This window comes from Streptomyces sp. NPDC055966 (genome assembly GCF_042269865.1).
Lineage (GTDB): Bacteria > Actinomycetota > Actinomycetes > Streptomycetales > Streptomycetaceae > Streptomyces.
On sequence record NZ_JBHJYK010000010.1, the window covers coordinates 111,159 to 127,761 of the forward strand.

Below are 16,603 nucleotides of genomic sequence, written 5' to 3' on the forward strand. Positions count from 1 at the left end.
GGCGCGGGCCGGGGGCCTACGATGATCCCGCGCAACCGATCAGCCGATCACCGCGCCCGCACCACGGACCGGTTCCACGGACCCCGTCCCGAACCCCGTTCCGCGGGCGCCCGTTTCCGGGGAGGACCCCTTGACCGACCACAGCTCCGCACCCGCCACCGGCACCGCCGACCGCGATCTGCGGACCTTCATCGCCGGCCTCCCCAAGGCCGAACTGCACGTCCACCACGTCGGCTCCGCCTCCCCCCGCATCGTCTCGGAACTGGCCGCCCGGCACACCGACTCCAAGGTCCCGGCCGACCCGGAGGCCCTGGCCGAGTACTTCACCTTCACCGACTTCGCGCACTTCATCGAGGTGTACCTGTCGGTGGTGGACCTGATCCGCACCCCCGAGGACATCCGGCTGCTGACCTACGAGGTGGCCCGTGACCTGGCCCGCCAGCAGGTGCGGTACGCCGAGCTGACCCTCACGCCGTTCTCCTCCACCCGGCGCGGCATCGACGAGCTGGCCTTCATGGCGGCCATCGAGGACGCCCGCAAGGCGGCCGAGTCCGAGTTCGGGACCGTGCTGCGCTGGTGCTTCGACATTCCCGGCGAGGCCGGGCTGGAGTCCGCCGAGGAGACTGCCCGGCTGGCCACCGACGACCGGATCCGGCCGGAGGGCCTGGTGTCGTTCGGGCTCGGCGGGCCCGAGATCGGCGTACCCCGGCCGCAGTTCAAGCCGTACTTCGACCGGGCCGTCGCCGCCGGACTGCACTCCGTGCCGCACGCCGGGGAGACGACCGGCCCGCAGACGGTGTGGGACGCGCTGACCGAGCTGAGCGCCGAGCGCATCGGGCACGGCACCAGCTCCGCGCAGGACCCGAGGCTCCTCGCGCACCTCGCCGAGCACCGGATCCCGCTGGAGGTGTGCCCGACCTCCAACATCGCCACCCGCGCGGTGAGCACCCTGGACGAGCACCCGATCAAGGAGTTCGCGAAGGCCGGGGTGCTGGTCACGATCAACTCCGACGACCCGCCGATGTTCGGCACCGACCTCAACAACGAGTACGCGGTGGCCGCCCGCCTGCTCGACCTGGACGAGCGGGGCCTGGCCGGACTCGCGAAGAACGCGGTGGAGGCCTCCTTCCTGGACGCTGCGGGCAAGGCGCGGATCGCGGCGGAGATCGACACCTACACCGCCGCCTGGCTGGCCCGCTGACCCCTTCCGTTCGACCGGGCCCGCCACAATGGGGGTCATGCAGACCGTGACCGCCGTGGCCCACCGCGGCGACCCCTACCGCTTCCGCGAGAACACGACCGACTCGCTGCGTTCCGCGCTCGACCAGGGCGCGGACGCGGTCGAGATCGACGTACGGCTCAGCCGTGACGGTGTCCCCGTGCTGCTGCACGACGAGACGCTGAAACGGCTGTGGGAGGTCGACCGGCCGCTCGCCGCGCTGTCCGCCGAGGAGGTGCGCGGGCTCACCGCGGGCGGTGTGCCGACGCTCGCGCAGGCGCTGGCCGCGACCGGTGACGCCCGGGTGATGGTGGACCTGTGCGGGCGGGTGGAGCGGCGCATGGTGGACCGGGTCATGGACGTGGTCCGGCAGTGCGGGGCCGAGGACCGCGTCTACTACTGCGCGCACGCCGAGGCCATGCTCGCCGTGCGCGCCGCCGACCCGGCCGCCGAGATCGCCCTGACCTGGACGACGCTCGCCCCGCCCCGGCCCGCGCTGCTCGACGTGATCAGGCCGCGCTGGCTCAACTACCGCTTCTCGCTGGTGAGCCGGGAGCTGGCCGCGCGTGTCCACCACGACGGCTACCTCGTCTCCGTCTGGACCCCGGACACCCGCCGCTCGATGAGCCGGCTGCTGGACCTGGGCGTCGACTCGGTCACCACGAACCGCGTCGAGGTGCTGCACGCCCTGCGCGGCGGCAGCTAGGCATCGGCTAGACGTCGGACCGCTGGGCGACGGTCGAGGTGTCCGCCGGGGTGGCGCGGGTGAGGTACTGCGGGACCGGGGTGTCGTCCCTGCCGGTGTCGCGGACCAGCCCGTAGCGCCTGGCGCCCTGGGCGGGGCCGGTCGTGACGTCCTTCTCGACGGCGTCCCAGGTGCTCGGGAGGACGCTCAGGCCGTAGTCGGCGCCGCGTTCGTTCTGGGTGAGGGTGACGGCGCCGTCGAGGTAGAAGTACTCGTTCTGCCACATCTGTTGCGTCCCGGGCGGCAGGACGTCGTAACCGACGGCTCTGCTGCCCATGCCCGTGGCGGTGGGGTCGGTGGTGCTCACGGGGTCGTCCATGCGCCGCCCGCCGCCCGAGGCCACATGGAAGAGCTTGCCCGTCAGGCCCGTCCAGGCGGGCATGACCAGGCCGCCGGAGCGGTACTGCGGCGAGATCTGCCAGCGGACCAGCACATAGCCCTGCCCGCGCAGCGTCACGCTCTCCCCGCGGTGGTTCATCACGGCGTGCGCGCCGCCGGTGCTCGTGACACCGGTCGCGGGCCGGCGGGGCAGGGCGGCCGGGCGCGTGTCCGGGTCCGGCGCCCGGTCGACGGCGTCGACGACCGTGCCGTACAGAGCGGTGGGAGAGGCCGACGGGGCCGGAGTCGGAGACGTGGACGGGGCCGGGGACGGCGGCCTGAGCCCCGGCGGTGCCACGGCCGTTCCGCTCGCCGTGGAGGTGACGGCCGGACCGCTCCCCGGCCGGTGGTGGTCCGGGGCGTGTACGGCGATATAGGCGCCGCCCGCCACGGCGGTCGCCCCCGCCGCCAGGGCCACGGCGGGCTTGGTCAGCGCGCCGAACACCTTCGCCGACCAGCCCACGGAGGCGCCGGCCGCCGCCGTCCTGCCGCCGAGCGCGAGAGACAGCGCGAACCCCGCCGGGACCGGCACCAGGGCGAGGCCGACCAGCAGCCGCTCCGCCGGGACGAGCGACTCGGGGGCGTCACCGCAGTAGCCGCAGCCGCGCAGATGCCGGGCCAGCCGTTTGCGCCAGACGGAGTCGGGCCGCCCGTCCCAGCGGGCGGTCAGCTCACCCAGCTCCGGGCACGCCCCGTCCAGCGCGCGCACGATGCCGCGCGCCGTCTCCAGGCGCCCCTTCAGCCGCTGGACGCGTACGGCGGCGTGCTGCCGGCTGATGCCGAGGCCCTCCGCCAGTTCGCGCCGGGTCAGCTCGCCCGCCACCTCCAGCCACCACAGCGACACCAGCTGCCGGTCCTCGTCGTCCAGCCAGCGCACGGCCCGCGCGACCTCGCGCCGCTGACCCTCCAACTGCAGCCGCAGTACGGTGAGTTCGGCGAAGTCGGCGGTGTCCGCGGCGGCGTCCTCGGCGAGCCGGTCGGCGGAGCGGCGGCGCGCCCGGTCCCGGAGCTGCCGCATGGCGATGGCCACGAGCCAGGACCGGAAGCTGTCCGGGTCGCGCAGCGAACCGAGGTTGCCGACGGCGCGCAGCATGGTCTCCTGCACGACGTCGTCGACGTCCGCGTGGCCGCCCAGGGCGCGGCCGACGATGTTGTAGACGAGCGGCAGCCAGCCCGCGGTCAGCTCGTCCAGGGCCCGCCGGTCGCCTCCTTGCGCGGCCGCGACCGTGGTGCGCCAGTCCCGCCCGTCCACCGATCCCGACTCCCGTTGGTGTCTCACTTGCTGTAGAGCAGCGTCCCGAAGCCGAGCTGGTCGTAGCCTCCGCTGTTCGGCCCGTAGTCGCCGCCCCCGCCCTCCGCGCGCACCTTCTCGGCCATGGCCGTGACGTACGGCGTGCTGAGCCTGCGGCGGCGGGCGTAGTGGTTGTGCAGGATCTCCCAGACGGGCCGGAGCTGGCCGCGGGCCGTGGCGGAGATCACGGTCTGCTCGCGCCACTGGCCGTGTCCGGTGCCCGAGCGCCAGCCGTACGGCGTGAAGGGCACGTCCGCGCCGAGGTTGTAGCGGGCGACGTACTCGGCGGCGTGCAGGAAGCGGTTGTCGCCGTAGCCGTAGAGGTCGGCGCCCTGGTTCCAGGCCATCTCGCAGATCGCGCCGAGCAGGCCGATGCCCATCATGCTGTGCCCCTGGTCGCGGCCGCTCTCCTGCCACTGGGCGAGGCCCTGCCCGGCGTAGCGGAAGGGGATGGCGTTCTTGAAGGAGCCGTTGCCCTCGCCCTTCTTGAGGTACGTCACGGCGCCGCGGAACAGGGCGTGGTCGTCGAGCAGGATCCCGATGGCCATCACCGAGGCGAGGTTGCACAGGTCCCAGTTGGCCCAGTAGTTGGAGATGACGGCGCCGTTGTGGCGGGTCAGGAAGTCGATGTTCATCGGGTAGAAGACCGTGCGCAGCATCTTCCGGAAGCGGGCGAAGTCGAAGTCCGGGTGGTCGCGGACGAGTTCGGCAGCGTTGGCGAACTGGTAGCCGTAGATCCCGGCGGCCAGGAAGCGGTCGGCGTTGCCGGTGAGCGTGGTGAGGGTGGCCGACCAGGTGTTGAGGAGGGCGACGGCCGTGTCGCCGTTGGCCCTGGTACCGCCGATCTTCCAGCGCAGGGCGTTCTGGTAGGCGGCGTGGATGTCGTTGTAGAGGACGGTGTAGTTCTGGCCGGGCACGGCGCCGCGGACGACGGTGGCCTGCGGGCGAGGCCGCCAGGAGCTGGCGGAGTGCGGGTTGGCGGTGAGCCGCTTCCAGCCGGCGAGCCACGGGTCCCGGCCGGCGGCGACACGGACCTTGGCGCGGTGCAGGTCACCGGCGTTGTGCAGCAGGCCGGGGTGGGTGAAGTGCTTGCGCCCGGCGGACGCCGTGGCGGCGGCACTCGCGGAGGGGCTCGCGCCGGCCGCGCGCGGGGACTGCGCGGCGTCCGCTCCGGCACCGGAGAACGCGGCGATCCCACCGCCGAGCACTCCGGCCGCCGCGAGTCCGCCGCCGACGGTGAAGAGGCCCCGGCGGCTGAGACGGTGCTTGTTGACGTGCTGGTGGGCGGGGCTGGGCATGAGGGGGACTCCGCGCGTGAGGGAACGGTGACGTGCGAGGAGACGGAGTGGAGGGGGCGCGGATAACAGTTTTCCGTCCGCCCGCGCACCGTTCTCGACGACGGTCCACGCACCGGCACGGCACCGGCGGGCCCGCCCTGCGGTCAACCGCTGACGGCCGGCCGGGGCAGCGCCTCCAGTCGCTTGATCTTCTTCCGTACGACGTACAGCGGGACGACCCCGAAGATCCCGAAGGACATGTCGATCAGGCTCCACCAGAAGGGGATCGAGCGGATCGGCCCGCAGACGAGGGCCAGCGGGACGATCCCGGCGCAGGCGATCATCCCGAACTCGACGACCCAGATGTTGCGGACCGGGTCGCGGTACGGCCCGTAGAAGGCGACGGCGATGACGAGATGGGCGAAGGCCAGCCAGTCGGTGCCGTAGAGAAGGAACGGGTAGTCGGCGTCGGCGGTGTCGAGCCCGTGCCGCACCCGCACGATCCAGTCCATCAGCCCCGGCAGCCGCTCCGGCACGGACAGCGCGCGCAACAGGCTCTCGGTCCAGCGCAGTTCGTGCACGAGGGGGAAGGCGGTGGCCCCGCTGAGGACGAGACACACCACGAAGAGGACCAACCAGACGCGAATGCCCTTGAGAAGGGCGGCTCTGTCGCTCATGACGGCAGCCTACGCCGACAATTGAACACGTTCAAAAGCGCCCGATGGCGAGCAGAAGCCCGCCGCTCCAGTTCCGCGAGCGGCCGCGCCTCCGACATCGTTGTCGAAGGCGCGGCCTGCGGAAGGGACGGTCGGACTATGGCGCGTAGACGGCGTCACTGCCGTACAGCTCCCTGGTGAACGCGGAGACGTCGGCGCTGCGATCGGCGCCGTCGAGGTTGTAGGTCAGGTAGACGCCGTACCCCTCAGCGACCGTGCGGCGGGCGAGGTCGGCGGCCGTGCTCTGCGAGGTCCCGCCGATCTCGACGGCCGCGGGCGACAGCTTCGACTTGGGCAGGGCGATGCCGGGGACCTGCCAGGTGCCGTAGTACGGGTTCCAGGCGTAGTCGAAGTCGGACGAGACGTCGACGCCGCCGTAGGACAGACTCGACGCGGCCGGGCCGATGTCGTAGAGGCTGATGATCTTGTCCGGCATGTTCGCGCGCAGTGCCGACACCAGGTACACGAACGAGCTGTCGTTGGGCTGGCCGGTCCCGTTGTTGCCGTACTCGGCGTACTCGTCGTCGAAGTCGATGCCGTCGAGGCCGTACTCGGCCACGGTGTCCGAGAGTTGTTTCGCGAACGCCGAAGCCGCCTGCCGGGACGGGAAGTTGGCGAAGCCCGCGCCCTGGTGGTTGCCGAGCACCGAGAGGACGACCTTGATGCCCTTCTGCTGCAACGGCCGTATCTGCGTGGCGGCGTTGTCGAGGACGCGTTGCACGTTCTCGTTGAAGTACAGGGTCGCCGCCTTCGTGCCCGTGTCGTAGTTGATGTTCGCCGCGAAGATCACGGCGATGTCGAAGACGTTGCCGCCGCCGCCCGCGAGGGTGTACTTGCCGACGTTCAGCATGCTGTTGTTGTTCACCTCGACATAGGCCACCGAGGTTGGTCCCTGTTTCGCGGGAGCGGGGGCCGCTGCCGCACCGGTCGTGGGGGTCGCGCCGAGGGCGAGGGCCGTAGCGGCCAAGAGCGCGAGCGCGGCCGTCCGTACTCTGCTGCGCACCGGAGTGAACATCGTCGATCGGTCTCCCATCGCATGGGGCGGCGCCCGACCTGTCCGCAAGCGCCGAGTGCCCTCCGATCTTTCCGCTCCCGTGACCGAATCCCCAGAACCCTGCGAGAGCTCTTCACGACTCCCACACCAACGGAGAGCGCGGGAGATCGGAATTGTCAGAGGGGAGCCGAGCCCCCGTCAGAGCCCCACGATCGTGTTCCAGCGCTTGGCGAACTCCACGCGTTCCGTGGAGGTGATGTCGCGGGCGATGGCGAGGCGCCCCCGCATGGTGGTGTCCGGGAAGATCAGGGGGTTGTCGGCGAGGGCCGCGGTGTCCTTGTCCTTCGAGGACGCCAGGACCTCCTTGGCCGCGGGGACCGGGCAGACGTAGTTGACCCAGGCGGCGAGCTTCGCGGCGACCTCGGGGTCGTAGTAGTAGTCGATCAGGCGCTCCGCGTTGGCCTTGTGGCGGGCGCGGTTGGGGATCATGAGGGAGTCCGACCACAGCTCGGCGCCCTCCTCGGGGACGACGAAGCGGATGTCGGGGTTGTCCGCCTGGAGCTGGATGACGTCACCGGAGTAGGCCTGGCAGGCGAGCACGTCGCCGCTGACCAGGTCCTTGGTGTAGTCGTTGCCGGTGAAGCGGCGGATCTGGCCGCGGTGGACCTGCCGTTCGACCTGGTCGCAGACGGCGTGGAAGTCGGCCGCCGTCCACCGGGTGATGTCCACCCCGTTGCCCTGCATGAGCAGCGCGAACGACTCGTCCAGGCCGGACAGGAGGGTCACGCGGCCCTTGAGGTCGCTCGCCCAGAGGTCCTTCACCCGGCGGATCTCGCGGCCCAGCTTCTTGTGGTTGTAGGCGATGCCGGTGATGCCCGACTGCCAGGGCACGGTGGACATGCGGCCCTTGTCGAAGGCCGGTGAGCGCAGCAGCGGGTCGAGGTACTTCGCGATGTTCGGCTGGTGGGCGCGGTCCATCCGCTGCACCCAGCCGAGGCGCACGAACCGGGCGCACATCCAGTCGCTGATGACGATCAGGTCGCGGCCGGTGGACTGGTGGTTCATCAGCGCGGGGCTGATCTTGCCGAAGAACTCGTCGTTGTCGTTGATCTCCTCGACGTAGTCGACGGAGATGCCGGTGCGCTTCTGGAAGGCCTCCAGGGTGGGCCGCCGGTTCGGGTTCTTGTCGTCGGTGTCGATGTACAGCGGCCAGTTCGCCCAGGTCAGCTTCTTGTCGGCCGCGGAGTCGTCCGGGGCGGCGCGGTCGCCGGGCTGGACGTAGGCGGCGGGCACCCCACAGCCGGCCAGCGCGCCGAGCGCGGCGGTGCCGCCGAGGGCGCGCAGCAGGGAACGGCGGGACATCACGGACGTACGAGAGGGAGTCTGGGGCACCCCGGAAGGATGCCCTCCCGCCCGCCGAACGGACAATCGACGCTGCGTCGAGCATGCCGTTCCCCGTCCGACACCTTGTCGATCGCGGTCGCGGGGCCGCGGTGTCGACCCGGTTGGGCGCCAACTCCCAAGGGGCGCGGGGAACTGCGCGACCAGCCCCCACGCGCCCGCACCCGGAACGCGGCCGAAACCCGCGGAGCGTTACGCGTCGAGGGACGTCATCACGTGCTTGATGCGCGTGTAGTCCTCGAACCCGTACGCCGAAAGGTCCTTGCCGTAGCCGGACTTCTTGAAGCCGCCGTGCGGCATCTCGGCGACCAGCGGGATGTGGGTGTTGATCCACACGCAGCCGAAGTCGAGCCGCTTGGACATGCGCATCGCGCGGGCGTGGTCCTTGGTCCACACCGAGGAGGCCAGGGCGTAGTCCACGCCGTTGGCCCACTCCACCGCCTGCTCCTCGTCCGTGAAGGACTGGACGGTGATGACCGGGCCGAAGACCTCGTTCTGGATGATCTCGTCGTCCTGCTTCAGGCCGGAGACGACGGTCGCCGCGTAGAAGTAGCCCTTGTCGCCGACCCGCTGGCCGCCCGCCTCGACCTTGGCGTGGGCGGGCAGGCGCTCGATGAAGCCGGAGACCTGCTTGAGCTGGTTCGGGTTGTTCAGGGGCCCGTACAGCACGTCCTCGTCGTCCGGCTGACCCGTCTTCGTCTCGGCGGCGGCCTTGGCCAGCGCGGCCACGAACTCGTCGTGGATGGACTCCTGGACGAGGACACGGGTCGCGGCCGTACAGTCCTGGCCCGCGTTGAAGAAGCCCGCCACGGAGATGTCCTCGACGGCCTTGGCGATGTCGGTGTCCTCGAAGACGACGACCGGGGCCTTGCCGCCCAGCTCCAGGTGGACCCGCTTGAGGTCCTTGGACGCGGACTCGGCGACGGACATGCCCGCGCGGACCGAGCCGGTGATCGAGGCCATCGCCGGGGTGTCGTGCTCGACCATCAGGCGGCCGGTGTCGCGGTCGCCGCAGACGACGTTGAAGACGCCCTTGGGCAGGATCGAGCCCATGATGTCGGCGATCAGGACGGTGGAGGCCGGGGTGGTGTCCGACGGCTTCAGGACGACCGTGTTGCCCGCGGCGATCGCCGGGGCGAACTTCCACACGGCCATCATCATCGGGTAGTTCCACGGGGCGACCTGGGCGCAGACGCCGACCGGCTCACGGCGGATGATCGAGGTCATCCCGTCCATGTACTCACCGGCCGAGCGGCCCTCCAGCAGCCGTGCCGCGCCCGCGAAGAAGCGGATCTGGTCGACCATCGGCGGGATCTCCTCGGAGCGGGTCAGCCCGACCGGCTTGCCCGTGTTCTCCACCTCGGCCGCGATCAGCTCCTCGGCGCGCTCCTCGAAGGCGTCCGCGATCTTCAGAAGCGCCTTCTGCCGCTCGGCGGGCGTCGTGTCGCGCCAGGCCGGGAAGGCGTGGGCGGCGGCCTCCATGGCCGCGTCGACGTCCGCCGCACCGGACAGCGGCGCGGTCGCGTACGCCTCGCCCGTCGCGGGATTGACCACCTCGGTGGTCCGTCCGTCGGCGGCGTCCCGGAACTCACCGTCGATGTAGTTGCGCAGACGACGCAGCTCGGTGCTCACTGCCGGCCTCCTGATTCAGGTACTCGCTGTTACTCGCTGTCCGATTGCTGAGACACCCACCCTAGTCGTCAGGCCCACGTTTTCAACACCCCCAGCGGTACCACTTCTGCGAAATCCGCAAGCTTCGAAGCCGTAAACAACGAATTTCATCGCTGGAGGGTTGCGGAACTGTCGAGACCTCGTGCACAGTGAAGTCGTGGCCAGTCGAAGCGCAGACCAGAGGGACTCCACCCGCGAGTCCAGGAACGGCAACAGCCCCCAGCTGGACGCCGTCTCCCTCGCCATCATCCAGCAGCTCCAGGAGGACGGCCGGCGGCCGTACGCCGCGATCGGCAAGGCCGTCGGCCTGTCCGAGGCGGCCGTGCGCCAGCGCGTCCAGAAGCTGCTGGACCAGGGCGTGATGCAGATCGTCGCCGTCACGGACCCGCTCACCGTGGGCTTCCGCCGGCAGGCGATGGTCGGGATCAACGTCGAGGGCGACGTCGAGTCGATCGCGGACGCGCTGACTGCCATGTCGGAAGTCGAGTACGTGGTGATGACCGCGGGCTCGTTCGACATCCTCGCCGAGATCGTCTGCGAGGACGACGACCACCTGCTGGACGTCATCAACAAACGCATCCGGGCCCTGCCCGGGGTGCGCTCCACCGAGAGCTTCGTCTACCTGAAGCTGAAGAAGCAGACCTACATGTGGGGAACCCGATAACCGTGACCCAGAAGGACCTCAGCCGCACCGCGTACGACCACCTGTGGATGCACTTCACCCGCATGTCCTCGTACGAGAACTCCCCCGTCCCGACCATCGTCCGGGGTGAGGGCACCTACATCTACGACGACAAGGGCAGGCGCTACCTCGACGGTCTCGCGGGTCTGTTCGTGGTCCAGGCCGGTCACGGCCGCACGGAACTCGCCGAGACCGCCTTCAAGCAGGCCCAGGAGCTCGCCTTCTTCCCGGTGTGGTCCTACGCCCACCCGAAGGCCGTGGAGCTGGCCGAGCGCCTCGCCGACTACGCGCCGGGCGACCTGAACAAGGTCTTCTTCACCACCGGCGGCGGCGAGGCCGTCGAGACCGCCTGGAAGCTCGCCAAGCAGTACTTCAAGCTCAAGGGCAAGCCGACCAAGTACAAGGTCATCTCCCGCGCGGTCGCCTACCACGGCACCCCGCAGGGCGCCCTGTCCATCACCGGCCTGCCGGCCCTGAAGGCCCCCTTCGAGCCGCTCGTCCCGGGCGCGCACAAGGTGCCGAACACCAACATCTACCGCGCCCCGATATTCGGCGACGACCCGGAGGCCTTCGGCCGCTGGGCCGCCGACCAGATCGAGCAGCAGATCCTCTTCGAGGGCCCCGACACCGTCGCCGCGGTCTTCCTGGAGCCCGTGCAGAACGCCGGCGGCTGCTTCCCGCCGCCGCCCGGCTACTTCCAGCGCGTGCGCGAGATCTGCGACCAGTACGACGTACTGCTCGTGTCGGACGAGGTCATCTGCGCCTTCGGCCGCCTCGGCACGATGTTCGCCTGCGACAAGTTCGGCTACGTCCCGGACATGATCACCTGCGCCAAGGGCATGACCTCGGGCTACTCCCCGATCGGCGCCTGCATCGTCTCCGACAGGCTCGCCGAGCCGTTCTACAAGGGCGACAACACCTTCCTGCACGGCTACACCTTCGGCGGCCACCCGGTGTCGGCGGCCGTGGGTGTCGCCAACCTCGACCTGTTCGAGCGCGAGGGCCTCAACCAGCACGTGCTCGACAACGAGGGCGCCTTCCTGCAGACCCTGCAGAAGCTGCACGACCTGCCGATCGTCGGCGACGTCCGCGGCAACGGCTTCTTCTACGGCATCGAGCTGGTGAAGGACAAGAACACCAAGGAGTCCTTCAACGAGGAGGAGACCGAGCGCGTCCTGTACGGCTTCCTCTCCAAGGCGCTCTTCGAGAACGGCCTGTACTGCCGTGCCGACGACCGCGGCGACCCGGTGATCCAGCTCGCCCCGCCGCTGATCTCCAACCAGGAGACCTTCGACGAGATCGAGCAGATCCTGCGCGCGACGCTGACGGAGGCGTGGACGAAGCTCTGAGCCTCGGTCCTCTGATCAGCTGATCATCACCGGCCCCGGTGCCGTCCGTTCGAGTGGGAACGGCGGCCCGGGGCCGTGTGCTGTCCGGCCTCCCGGCACCGGCTGCCTAGCGTTCCAGTGACCGATCGGCCCAGCCTTCGTTCCCCCACACGAGGGATGAGGCAAACGGGAAAACGGATCAGAACCGAGGTGTACGCCCATGGAGGCCCCACCGGACAACGACGTGCTCTGGGCACGCTCGCTGCACTACCGGCACCCCGACGGCTCCCCCGGGCTCGCCGGGGTCTCGCTCGCGGTGCGGGAGGGCGAGATCCTCGCCGTCACCGGCGCCCGCGGCAGCGGCAAGTCGACCCTGCTGTCCTGTCTGTCCGGCCTGGTGCCGGCGAGCGGCGGCGAGGTCTGGTTCAACAGCGTGCCCGTGCACACCCTCGGCCCGATGGCCCGGGAACGGCTGCGCCGGGACCGCTTCGGCTGGATCGGCCCCGCCCCGGTCCTGATCCCCGAGCTGAACGCCTGGGAGAACGCCGCCCTGCCCCTGATGCTGCGCGGCACCGGCCGCCGCCGGGCCAAGGTCGCCGCGCAGGAGTGGCTGGTGCGCCTCGACGTCGGCGACAAGTCCCGCTGCCGGCCGCACCAGCTCCAGCAGGCCGAACGCCAGCGCGTCGCCATCGCCCGGGCGCTGGCCACGGCCCCCACGGTGCTGTTCGCCGACGAACCGACGGCCCCGCTGCACCGCGGCGACCGCACCCATGTGCTGCGCACGCTCACCACGGCCGCCCGCTCGCACGGCATCACCGTCGTCCTCGCCACGACCGACCCCGACATCGCTGCCCTCGCCGACCGGACGGTCTCGCTGCTGGACGGGCGGCGCGTGCAGACCCTGTACCTGCCGGCGAGCTCGCAGGCGGAAGGCCGGGCCGCGTGCTCGCTCTCCGTCTGACCCGCGCGGCCCGGCCCGCCGTCCAGCTGCGCCGCCTGCTGGTGGCGACGGCCACCGCGGGCACCGGGTTCCTCCTGCTGTCCTGCCTCGGCTACGCCCTGGGCCACCCGGAGTCGGCCCACGCCGCCACGCTGCGCCTGGTCTGGTGCGCGGTGCCGCTCGCCGCCACGGTGTACCTCGCCCTCGCCGTCGCCCGCACCGACCCCGCCACCCGGCAGCGCCCCGGACTGTCCGCGGCGGGCCTCGGCCCGGCCCGGCTCATGGCGGTCTCCGCCCTGACCACGGCCCTGTCCTGCACGCTGGGTTCGCTGCTCGCCCTGCTGGCCTTCCTCCATCTGCGCGGCGACCTGACGGGCCTGCCCTTCGACGGCGCGGCGGCCGGCTTCCTGGCCGCCGGCCGGCCCTTCCCGGTCCCGGCGGCCCTGACCCTGCTGACCCTGGTCCCGGTCACGGCGTCCGTGACGGTGGCGCTGTCCCTGCGCCCGCGGGACCCGCGCCCCGCCACCCCGGCACCGCGCAGATTCGGCCGCTTCGGGGCGTACGGCGAGGTGAGGGGCCGCGAGACGTTCGGGGCGTACGGCAGGTTCGGCGCGCGTCTGGGCCGCAAGGCCGCGGGCGGCGGCACCAGCGTGACGGCCTCCGGCCCGGAAGCGGGCACCACCGCATCCGAATCCGAAGCCGGCCCCGAGCTCCCGGCCCCGGACCCCGCGCCGGAAGCCACCTGGGCCGACGGCACTCCCCCGCCTCCCCGGGACGCCCCCGCCGGTCTGCCCTGGGGCATCACCCTCGTCACCGCCGGCCTCGCGATGCACGCCTACGCCGCCCGCCAGGACCTCGCCGTCCTCGGCGGCTGGCTCCTCATCGCCATCGGTCTCGTCCTCGCCGCCCCCGGCCTCACCCACCTGTGCGGCCTGCTCCTCCAGTGCACCCGCCCCGGCGCCCTCCGGCTCCTCTCCGGCCGGGTGCTCATGGCGGAGGCCACCCGGATCGGCCGCCCCCTCGGCGTCGTCTGCGCGGTCGTCTCCGCCGGGTACGCCATGACGTCGCTGTACGCCGGCCCGGCGGCGGCGTTCGGCCCTCTGGCCGGCCTCGGCGCGCTGCTCGTCACCGGCTGCACGGTCGCCACCCTGCTCACCGCGGCCGTGGAGACCCGCCAGTGCCGGTCCGACACGACCGCCGCGCTGCTCCGGCTCGGCGCCCCGCCCACGATGCTGCGCGTGGCCGCGGCCCTGCGCGCGGCGGCCCTGCTGGCCCTGTTCGGCCCGCTCACCCTCGCCGTCGCCGCCCTGGCGGCGCTGCCCGTGGGCCGCTGAGCAGCGACGGCGGAAACCGCGGCGACTGCGGACGCGGAGACTGCGGAGAAGATCCGCCGAAAGACTTCCGCGATCGCCGATGAGTTCGAGCCGGCCCCCCGGTCTACCTCTCGAACACGCTGACCCCAGCACGCACACCACGGGAGAGAAACCCCATGTACCAGCAGATGATCTTCGTGAACCTGCCCGTGAACGACCTCGACGCCTCGAAGAAGTTCTTCACCGAGCTGGGCTATTCGATCAACCCCCAGTTCAGCGACGAGAAGGCGGCCTCCGTGGTGATCAGCGACACCATCGTCGCGATGCTGCTCACCAAGCCGTTCTACGCGACCTTCACCGAGAAGGAGATCGCCGACGCCACGAAGACCAGCGAGGTGCTGGTCTGTCTGAGCGCGGAGAGCCGTGCGAAGGTCGACGAACTGGTGGACAAGGCGATCGCCGCGGGCGGCACGGAGACCGGCCCGACCCAGGACCAGGGCTTCATGTACGGCCGGGCCTTCGACGACCTCGACGGCCACACCTGGGAGGTCATCTGGATGGACCCCGCCGCGATCGAGGGCTGAGCCCACTCCGCCCGGACGTACGCGCCTAGCATGGGCGGGTGGATCCGACACCCGCCCAGCCGCTGCGGGGCGCCCGCAGCCGGGGCATCGAGTCACTCGCCGAGTTCGACGAGGTCGTCGCCGAGCAGGGCACCCTCGCCCGGTACCGCGTCCAGGCCGTCGACCTGACCGGCCGTACGGACGTCCTGGTGAGCCTCGACACCGCCGGCGCCGTCTTCCTCGGCTGTGCGATGAACCCCGGGGCCGCCGCCCGGGTCCGGTCGGCCGGAGCCCTGGTCTTCCCGCCGGTCCCGGGTCTGCCCTTCGACCCGTACCGCGCCTTCACGTACACGCCCGACGAGCTGTTCGAGTCGTTGGAGGAGGGCTACGAGGCGACGCCGGACGCGCGCGCCTACGCCTGGTACCGGCGCACGAAGGCCGACGGCGACGTCTTCGCCTCGATGCTGCGCGCGATCCACGACGACGCCGTGTCCGACGCCATGGACGAACTCCTCGTCGGCGCGCGGGTGGTGGGCGTCATGGGCGGGCACGCGACGGGCCGGGGCACGGCCCGGTACGCGGGGGCCGCGCGGCTGGGCCGGGAGCTGGCCCGGGCCGGGTTCACCGTCGCGACCGGCGGCGGGCCGGGATCGATGGAGGCGGCGAACCTCGGCGCGTACGCGGCCCCCTTCGAGGACACGATGCTGGACGAGGCGCTCCAACTCCTCGCCGCGGTCCCCTCGTTCCGGCCGTCCGTCACCGACTGGGCCCGCGCCGCCTTCGCGGTGCGGGCCCGCTGGCCCAAGGGCGGCGCCTCCGTCGGCATCCCCACCTGGTTCTACGGCCATGAGCCGCCGGGCGCCTTCGCCTCGGACATCGCGAAGTACTTCGCCAACGCCACCCGGGAGGACGGTCTGCTGGCCCGCTCCACCGCCGGGGTGGTCTTCCTGCCGGGCGCCGCCGGGACCGTACAGGAGATCTTCGACAACGCGACGCCGAACTACTACGAGTCGCACGGCGAGCCCGCGCCCATGGTGCTGGTGGACGAGGCCCACTGGACACGGGAGTTGCCCGCCTGGCCGCTGCTGCGCTCGCTCGCCGCGGACCGGTCGATGGAGTCCCGTATCGCCCTCGTTGACCGGATCGAGCAGGCTCCGGAGGCGATCAAACGTCTCGGCGTTTAATAAGAAGGTAAAGCCAACTGCCGTTGACGGCATATGCATTGACACTGCTTACGGAGCGCTTATAGACCTGTGAGCCTCCTGGGGGTGCTGGGGCGTCTCCCTCATCCGTCGCCGCAACTCCCTCTCAACCCCCCGCAGTTGTGCACTCTGTAAAGGACAAACGTGTCCATATCCCGCCGCAGCGCACGCCGTTCCGTGCGCATCCTGGGTGTTGCCTCCGCCTCTGCCGCCGTGGTCCTGGGCCTGTCCAGCACCGCGTCCGCGTGCAACATCCGTGAGTTCAAGGCCGAAGCCAAGTGCGACGGCAACAAGGGTGTCCTCGTCGTGACCGACAACGACGCCTCCGGTACCCCCGCCACCATCACCGTGTTCCGCACGAACAACGGCGGGGTCGAGAAGCAGATCGGCGAGCAGCCGGTCAAGGGCTCCGCCGAGGGCACCGAGGTCACCTTCCAGGAGAACTGGAAGCCGAACGCGACGTACCGCGTCCACGTCACGGCCAGCCCCTTCGTCGACCAGGACATCACGCCTGCGCTGAGCACCCCGTCCACCGCCTGCGCGACCGGGAGCTCCACCCCGACCCCGCCGGCCTCCACGACGCCGAAGCCGTCGCCGTCGAAGTCCACCCCGGCCCAGTCGGCGTCCCCCACCCCGTCGGACTCCGCCTCCAGCTCCGCCCCGGCGAGCGCGGCCCCGAGCAACGCGCCGTCCCCGGCCGCCGGCAGCTCGAACCTCGCCGAGACCGGTGCGAACTCCAACACCCCCCTGATCGCCGGAGTCGCGGGCGCGCTGGTCGTCGTCGGCGGTGGCGCGGTCTGGTTCGGCATGCGCCGTCGCGGGGCGCGCGGCAACGGCTGACCCCCGCCCCTGCGCACCGCCGCCGCGGCCCGCCCCCTGGTCC

At 71.3% G+C, this 16,603-nt stretch carries 14 protein-coding genes and 1 pseudogene; 9 read left to right on the forward strand and 6 right to left on the reverse strand.

Annotated elements, in window-relative coordinates:
- Positions 1 to 14: 14 nt before the first annotated feature.
- A pseudogene (locus ACFC8N_RS22215) lies at positions 15 to 1,201 on the forward strand (adenosine deaminase); the annotation flags it as partial.
- A gap of 37 nt (positions 1,202 to 1,238) precedes the next feature.
- Positions 1,239 to 1,925, forward strand: a complete 687-nt coding sequence (locus tag ACFC8N_RS22220) for a glycerophosphodiester phosphodiesterase (RefSeq protein WP_376289236.1) — start codon at positions 1,239 to 1,241, stop codon at positions 1,923 to 1,925.
- Between the two features lie 7 nt (positions 1,926 to 1,932).
- Here the strand turns inward: ACFC8N_RS22220 and ACFC8N_RS22225 are convergent, their stop codons facing one another.
- The 6 genes from ACFC8N_RS22225 to ACFC8N_RS22250 all read right to left on the reverse strand — a co-directional run bounded on the left by ACFC8N_RS22225 (position 1,933) and on the right by ACFC8N_RS22250 (position 9,653).
- On the reverse strand, positions 1,933 to 3,594 hold the full coding sequence (locus tag ACFC8N_RS22225; protein WP_376289434.1) for a sigma-70 family RNA polymerase sigma factor: 1,662 nt from the start codon (positions 3,592 to 3,594) through the stop codon (positions 1,933 to 1,935).
- Between the two features lie 23 nt (positions 3,595 to 3,617).
- Positions 3,618 to 4,931 carry an alginate lyase family protein gene (locus tag ACFC8N_RS22230; protein WP_376289238.1) on the reverse strand — a complete coding sequence of 438 codons (1,314 nt, stop codon included), beginning with the start codon at positions 4,929 to 4,931 and terminating at the stop codon, positions 3,618 to 3,620.
- Positions 4,932 to 5,074: 143 nt separating this feature from the next.
- Positions 5,075 to 5,587 carry a hypothetical protein gene (locus ACFC8N_RS22235; protein ID WP_376289240.1) on the reverse strand — a complete coding sequence of 171 codons (513 nt, stop codon included), beginning with the start codon at positions 5,585 to 5,587 and terminating at the stop codon, positions 5,075 to 5,077.
- Between the two features lie 136 nt (positions 5,588 to 5,723).
- The gene (locus ACFC8N_RS22240) at positions 5,724 to 6,641 is read right to left on the reverse strand and encodes an endo-beta-N-acetylglucosaminidase H (protein WP_356024486.1); all 918 of its coding nucleotides are present in this window, start codon (positions 6,639 to 6,641) and stop codon (positions 5,724 to 5,726) included.
- Positions 6,642 to 6,818: 177 nt separating this feature from the next.
- The gene (locus ACFC8N_RS22245) at positions 6,819 to 8,012 is read right to left on the reverse strand and encodes a PotD/PotF family extracellular solute-binding protein (protein WP_376289242.1); all 1,194 of its coding nucleotides are present in this window, start codon (positions 8,010 to 8,012) and stop codon (positions 6,819 to 6,821) included.
- A 201-nt stretch (positions 8,013 to 8,213) separates the two neighbouring features.
- Positions 8,214 to 9,653 (reverse strand): gamma-aminobutyraldehyde dehydrogenase, encoded by a 1,440-nt coding sequence (locus ACFC8N_RS22250; protein ID WP_376289244.1) that lies wholly within the window; start codon positions 9,651 to 9,653, stop codon positions 8,214 to 8,216.
- Positions 9,654 to 9,834: 181 nt separating this feature from the next.
- On the opposite strand from ACFC8N_RS22250, the gene ACFC8N_RS22255 reads away from it, so the two are divergent.
- From ACFC8N_RS22255 to ACFC8N_RS22285, 7 genes are all read left to right on the forward strand, one after another.
- Entirely contained in the window at positions 9,835 to 10,356 is a 522-nt protein-coding gene (locus tag ACFC8N_RS22255; RefSeq protein WP_071375713.1) for an Lrp/AsnC family transcriptional regulator, read from the forward strand.
- A gap of 2 nt (positions 10,357 to 10,358) precedes the next feature.
- Positions 10,359 to 11,723: an aspartate aminotransferase family protein gene (locus tag ACFC8N_RS22260; protein ID WP_356024494.1), complete on the forward strand. Its 1,365-nt coding sequence runs from the start codon at positions 10,359 to 10,361 to the stop codon at positions 11,721 to 11,723.
- Positions 11,724 to 11,922: 199 nt separating this feature from the next.
- Positions 11,923 to 12,663, forward strand: coding sequence for an ABC transporter ATP-binding protein (locus tag ACFC8N_RS22265; RefSeq protein ID WP_376289246.1), 741 nt, complete (start codon positions 11,923 to 11,925; stop codon positions 12,661 to 12,663).
- A complete protein-coding gene (locus tag ACFC8N_RS22270) occupies positions 12,645 to 13,976 on the forward strand; it encodes a hypothetical protein (RefSeq protein ID WP_356024498.1) in 1,332 nt (443 codons plus the stop codon). The genes ACFC8N_RS22265 and ACFC8N_RS22270 overlap by 19 nt, the downstream gene beginning before the upstream one ends.
- Before the next feature lie 155 nt (positions 13,977 to 14,131).
- Positions 14,132 to 14,539 carry a VOC family protein gene (locus ACFC8N_RS22275; RefSeq protein ID WP_362821958.1) on the forward strand — a complete coding sequence of 136 codons (408 nt, stop codon included), beginning with the start codon at positions 14,132 to 14,134 and terminating at the stop codon, positions 14,537 to 14,539.
- 38 nt (positions 14,540 to 14,577) lie between these two features.
- Positions 14,578 to 15,702 (forward strand): LOG family protein, encoded by a 1,125-nt coding sequence (locus tag ACFC8N_RS22280; protein WP_356024503.1) that lies wholly within the window; start codon positions 14,578 to 14,580, stop codon positions 15,700 to 15,702.
- A 162-nt stretch (positions 15,703 to 15,864) separates the two neighbouring features.
- Positions 15,865 to 16,560 (forward strand): LAETG motif-containing sortase-dependent surface protein, encoded by a 696-nt coding sequence (locus tag ACFC8N_RS22285; protein WP_356024505.1) that lies wholly within the window; start codon positions 15,865 to 15,867, stop codon positions 16,558 to 16,560.
- The last annotated feature ends 43 nt before the right edge of the window (positions 16,561 to 16,603 follow it).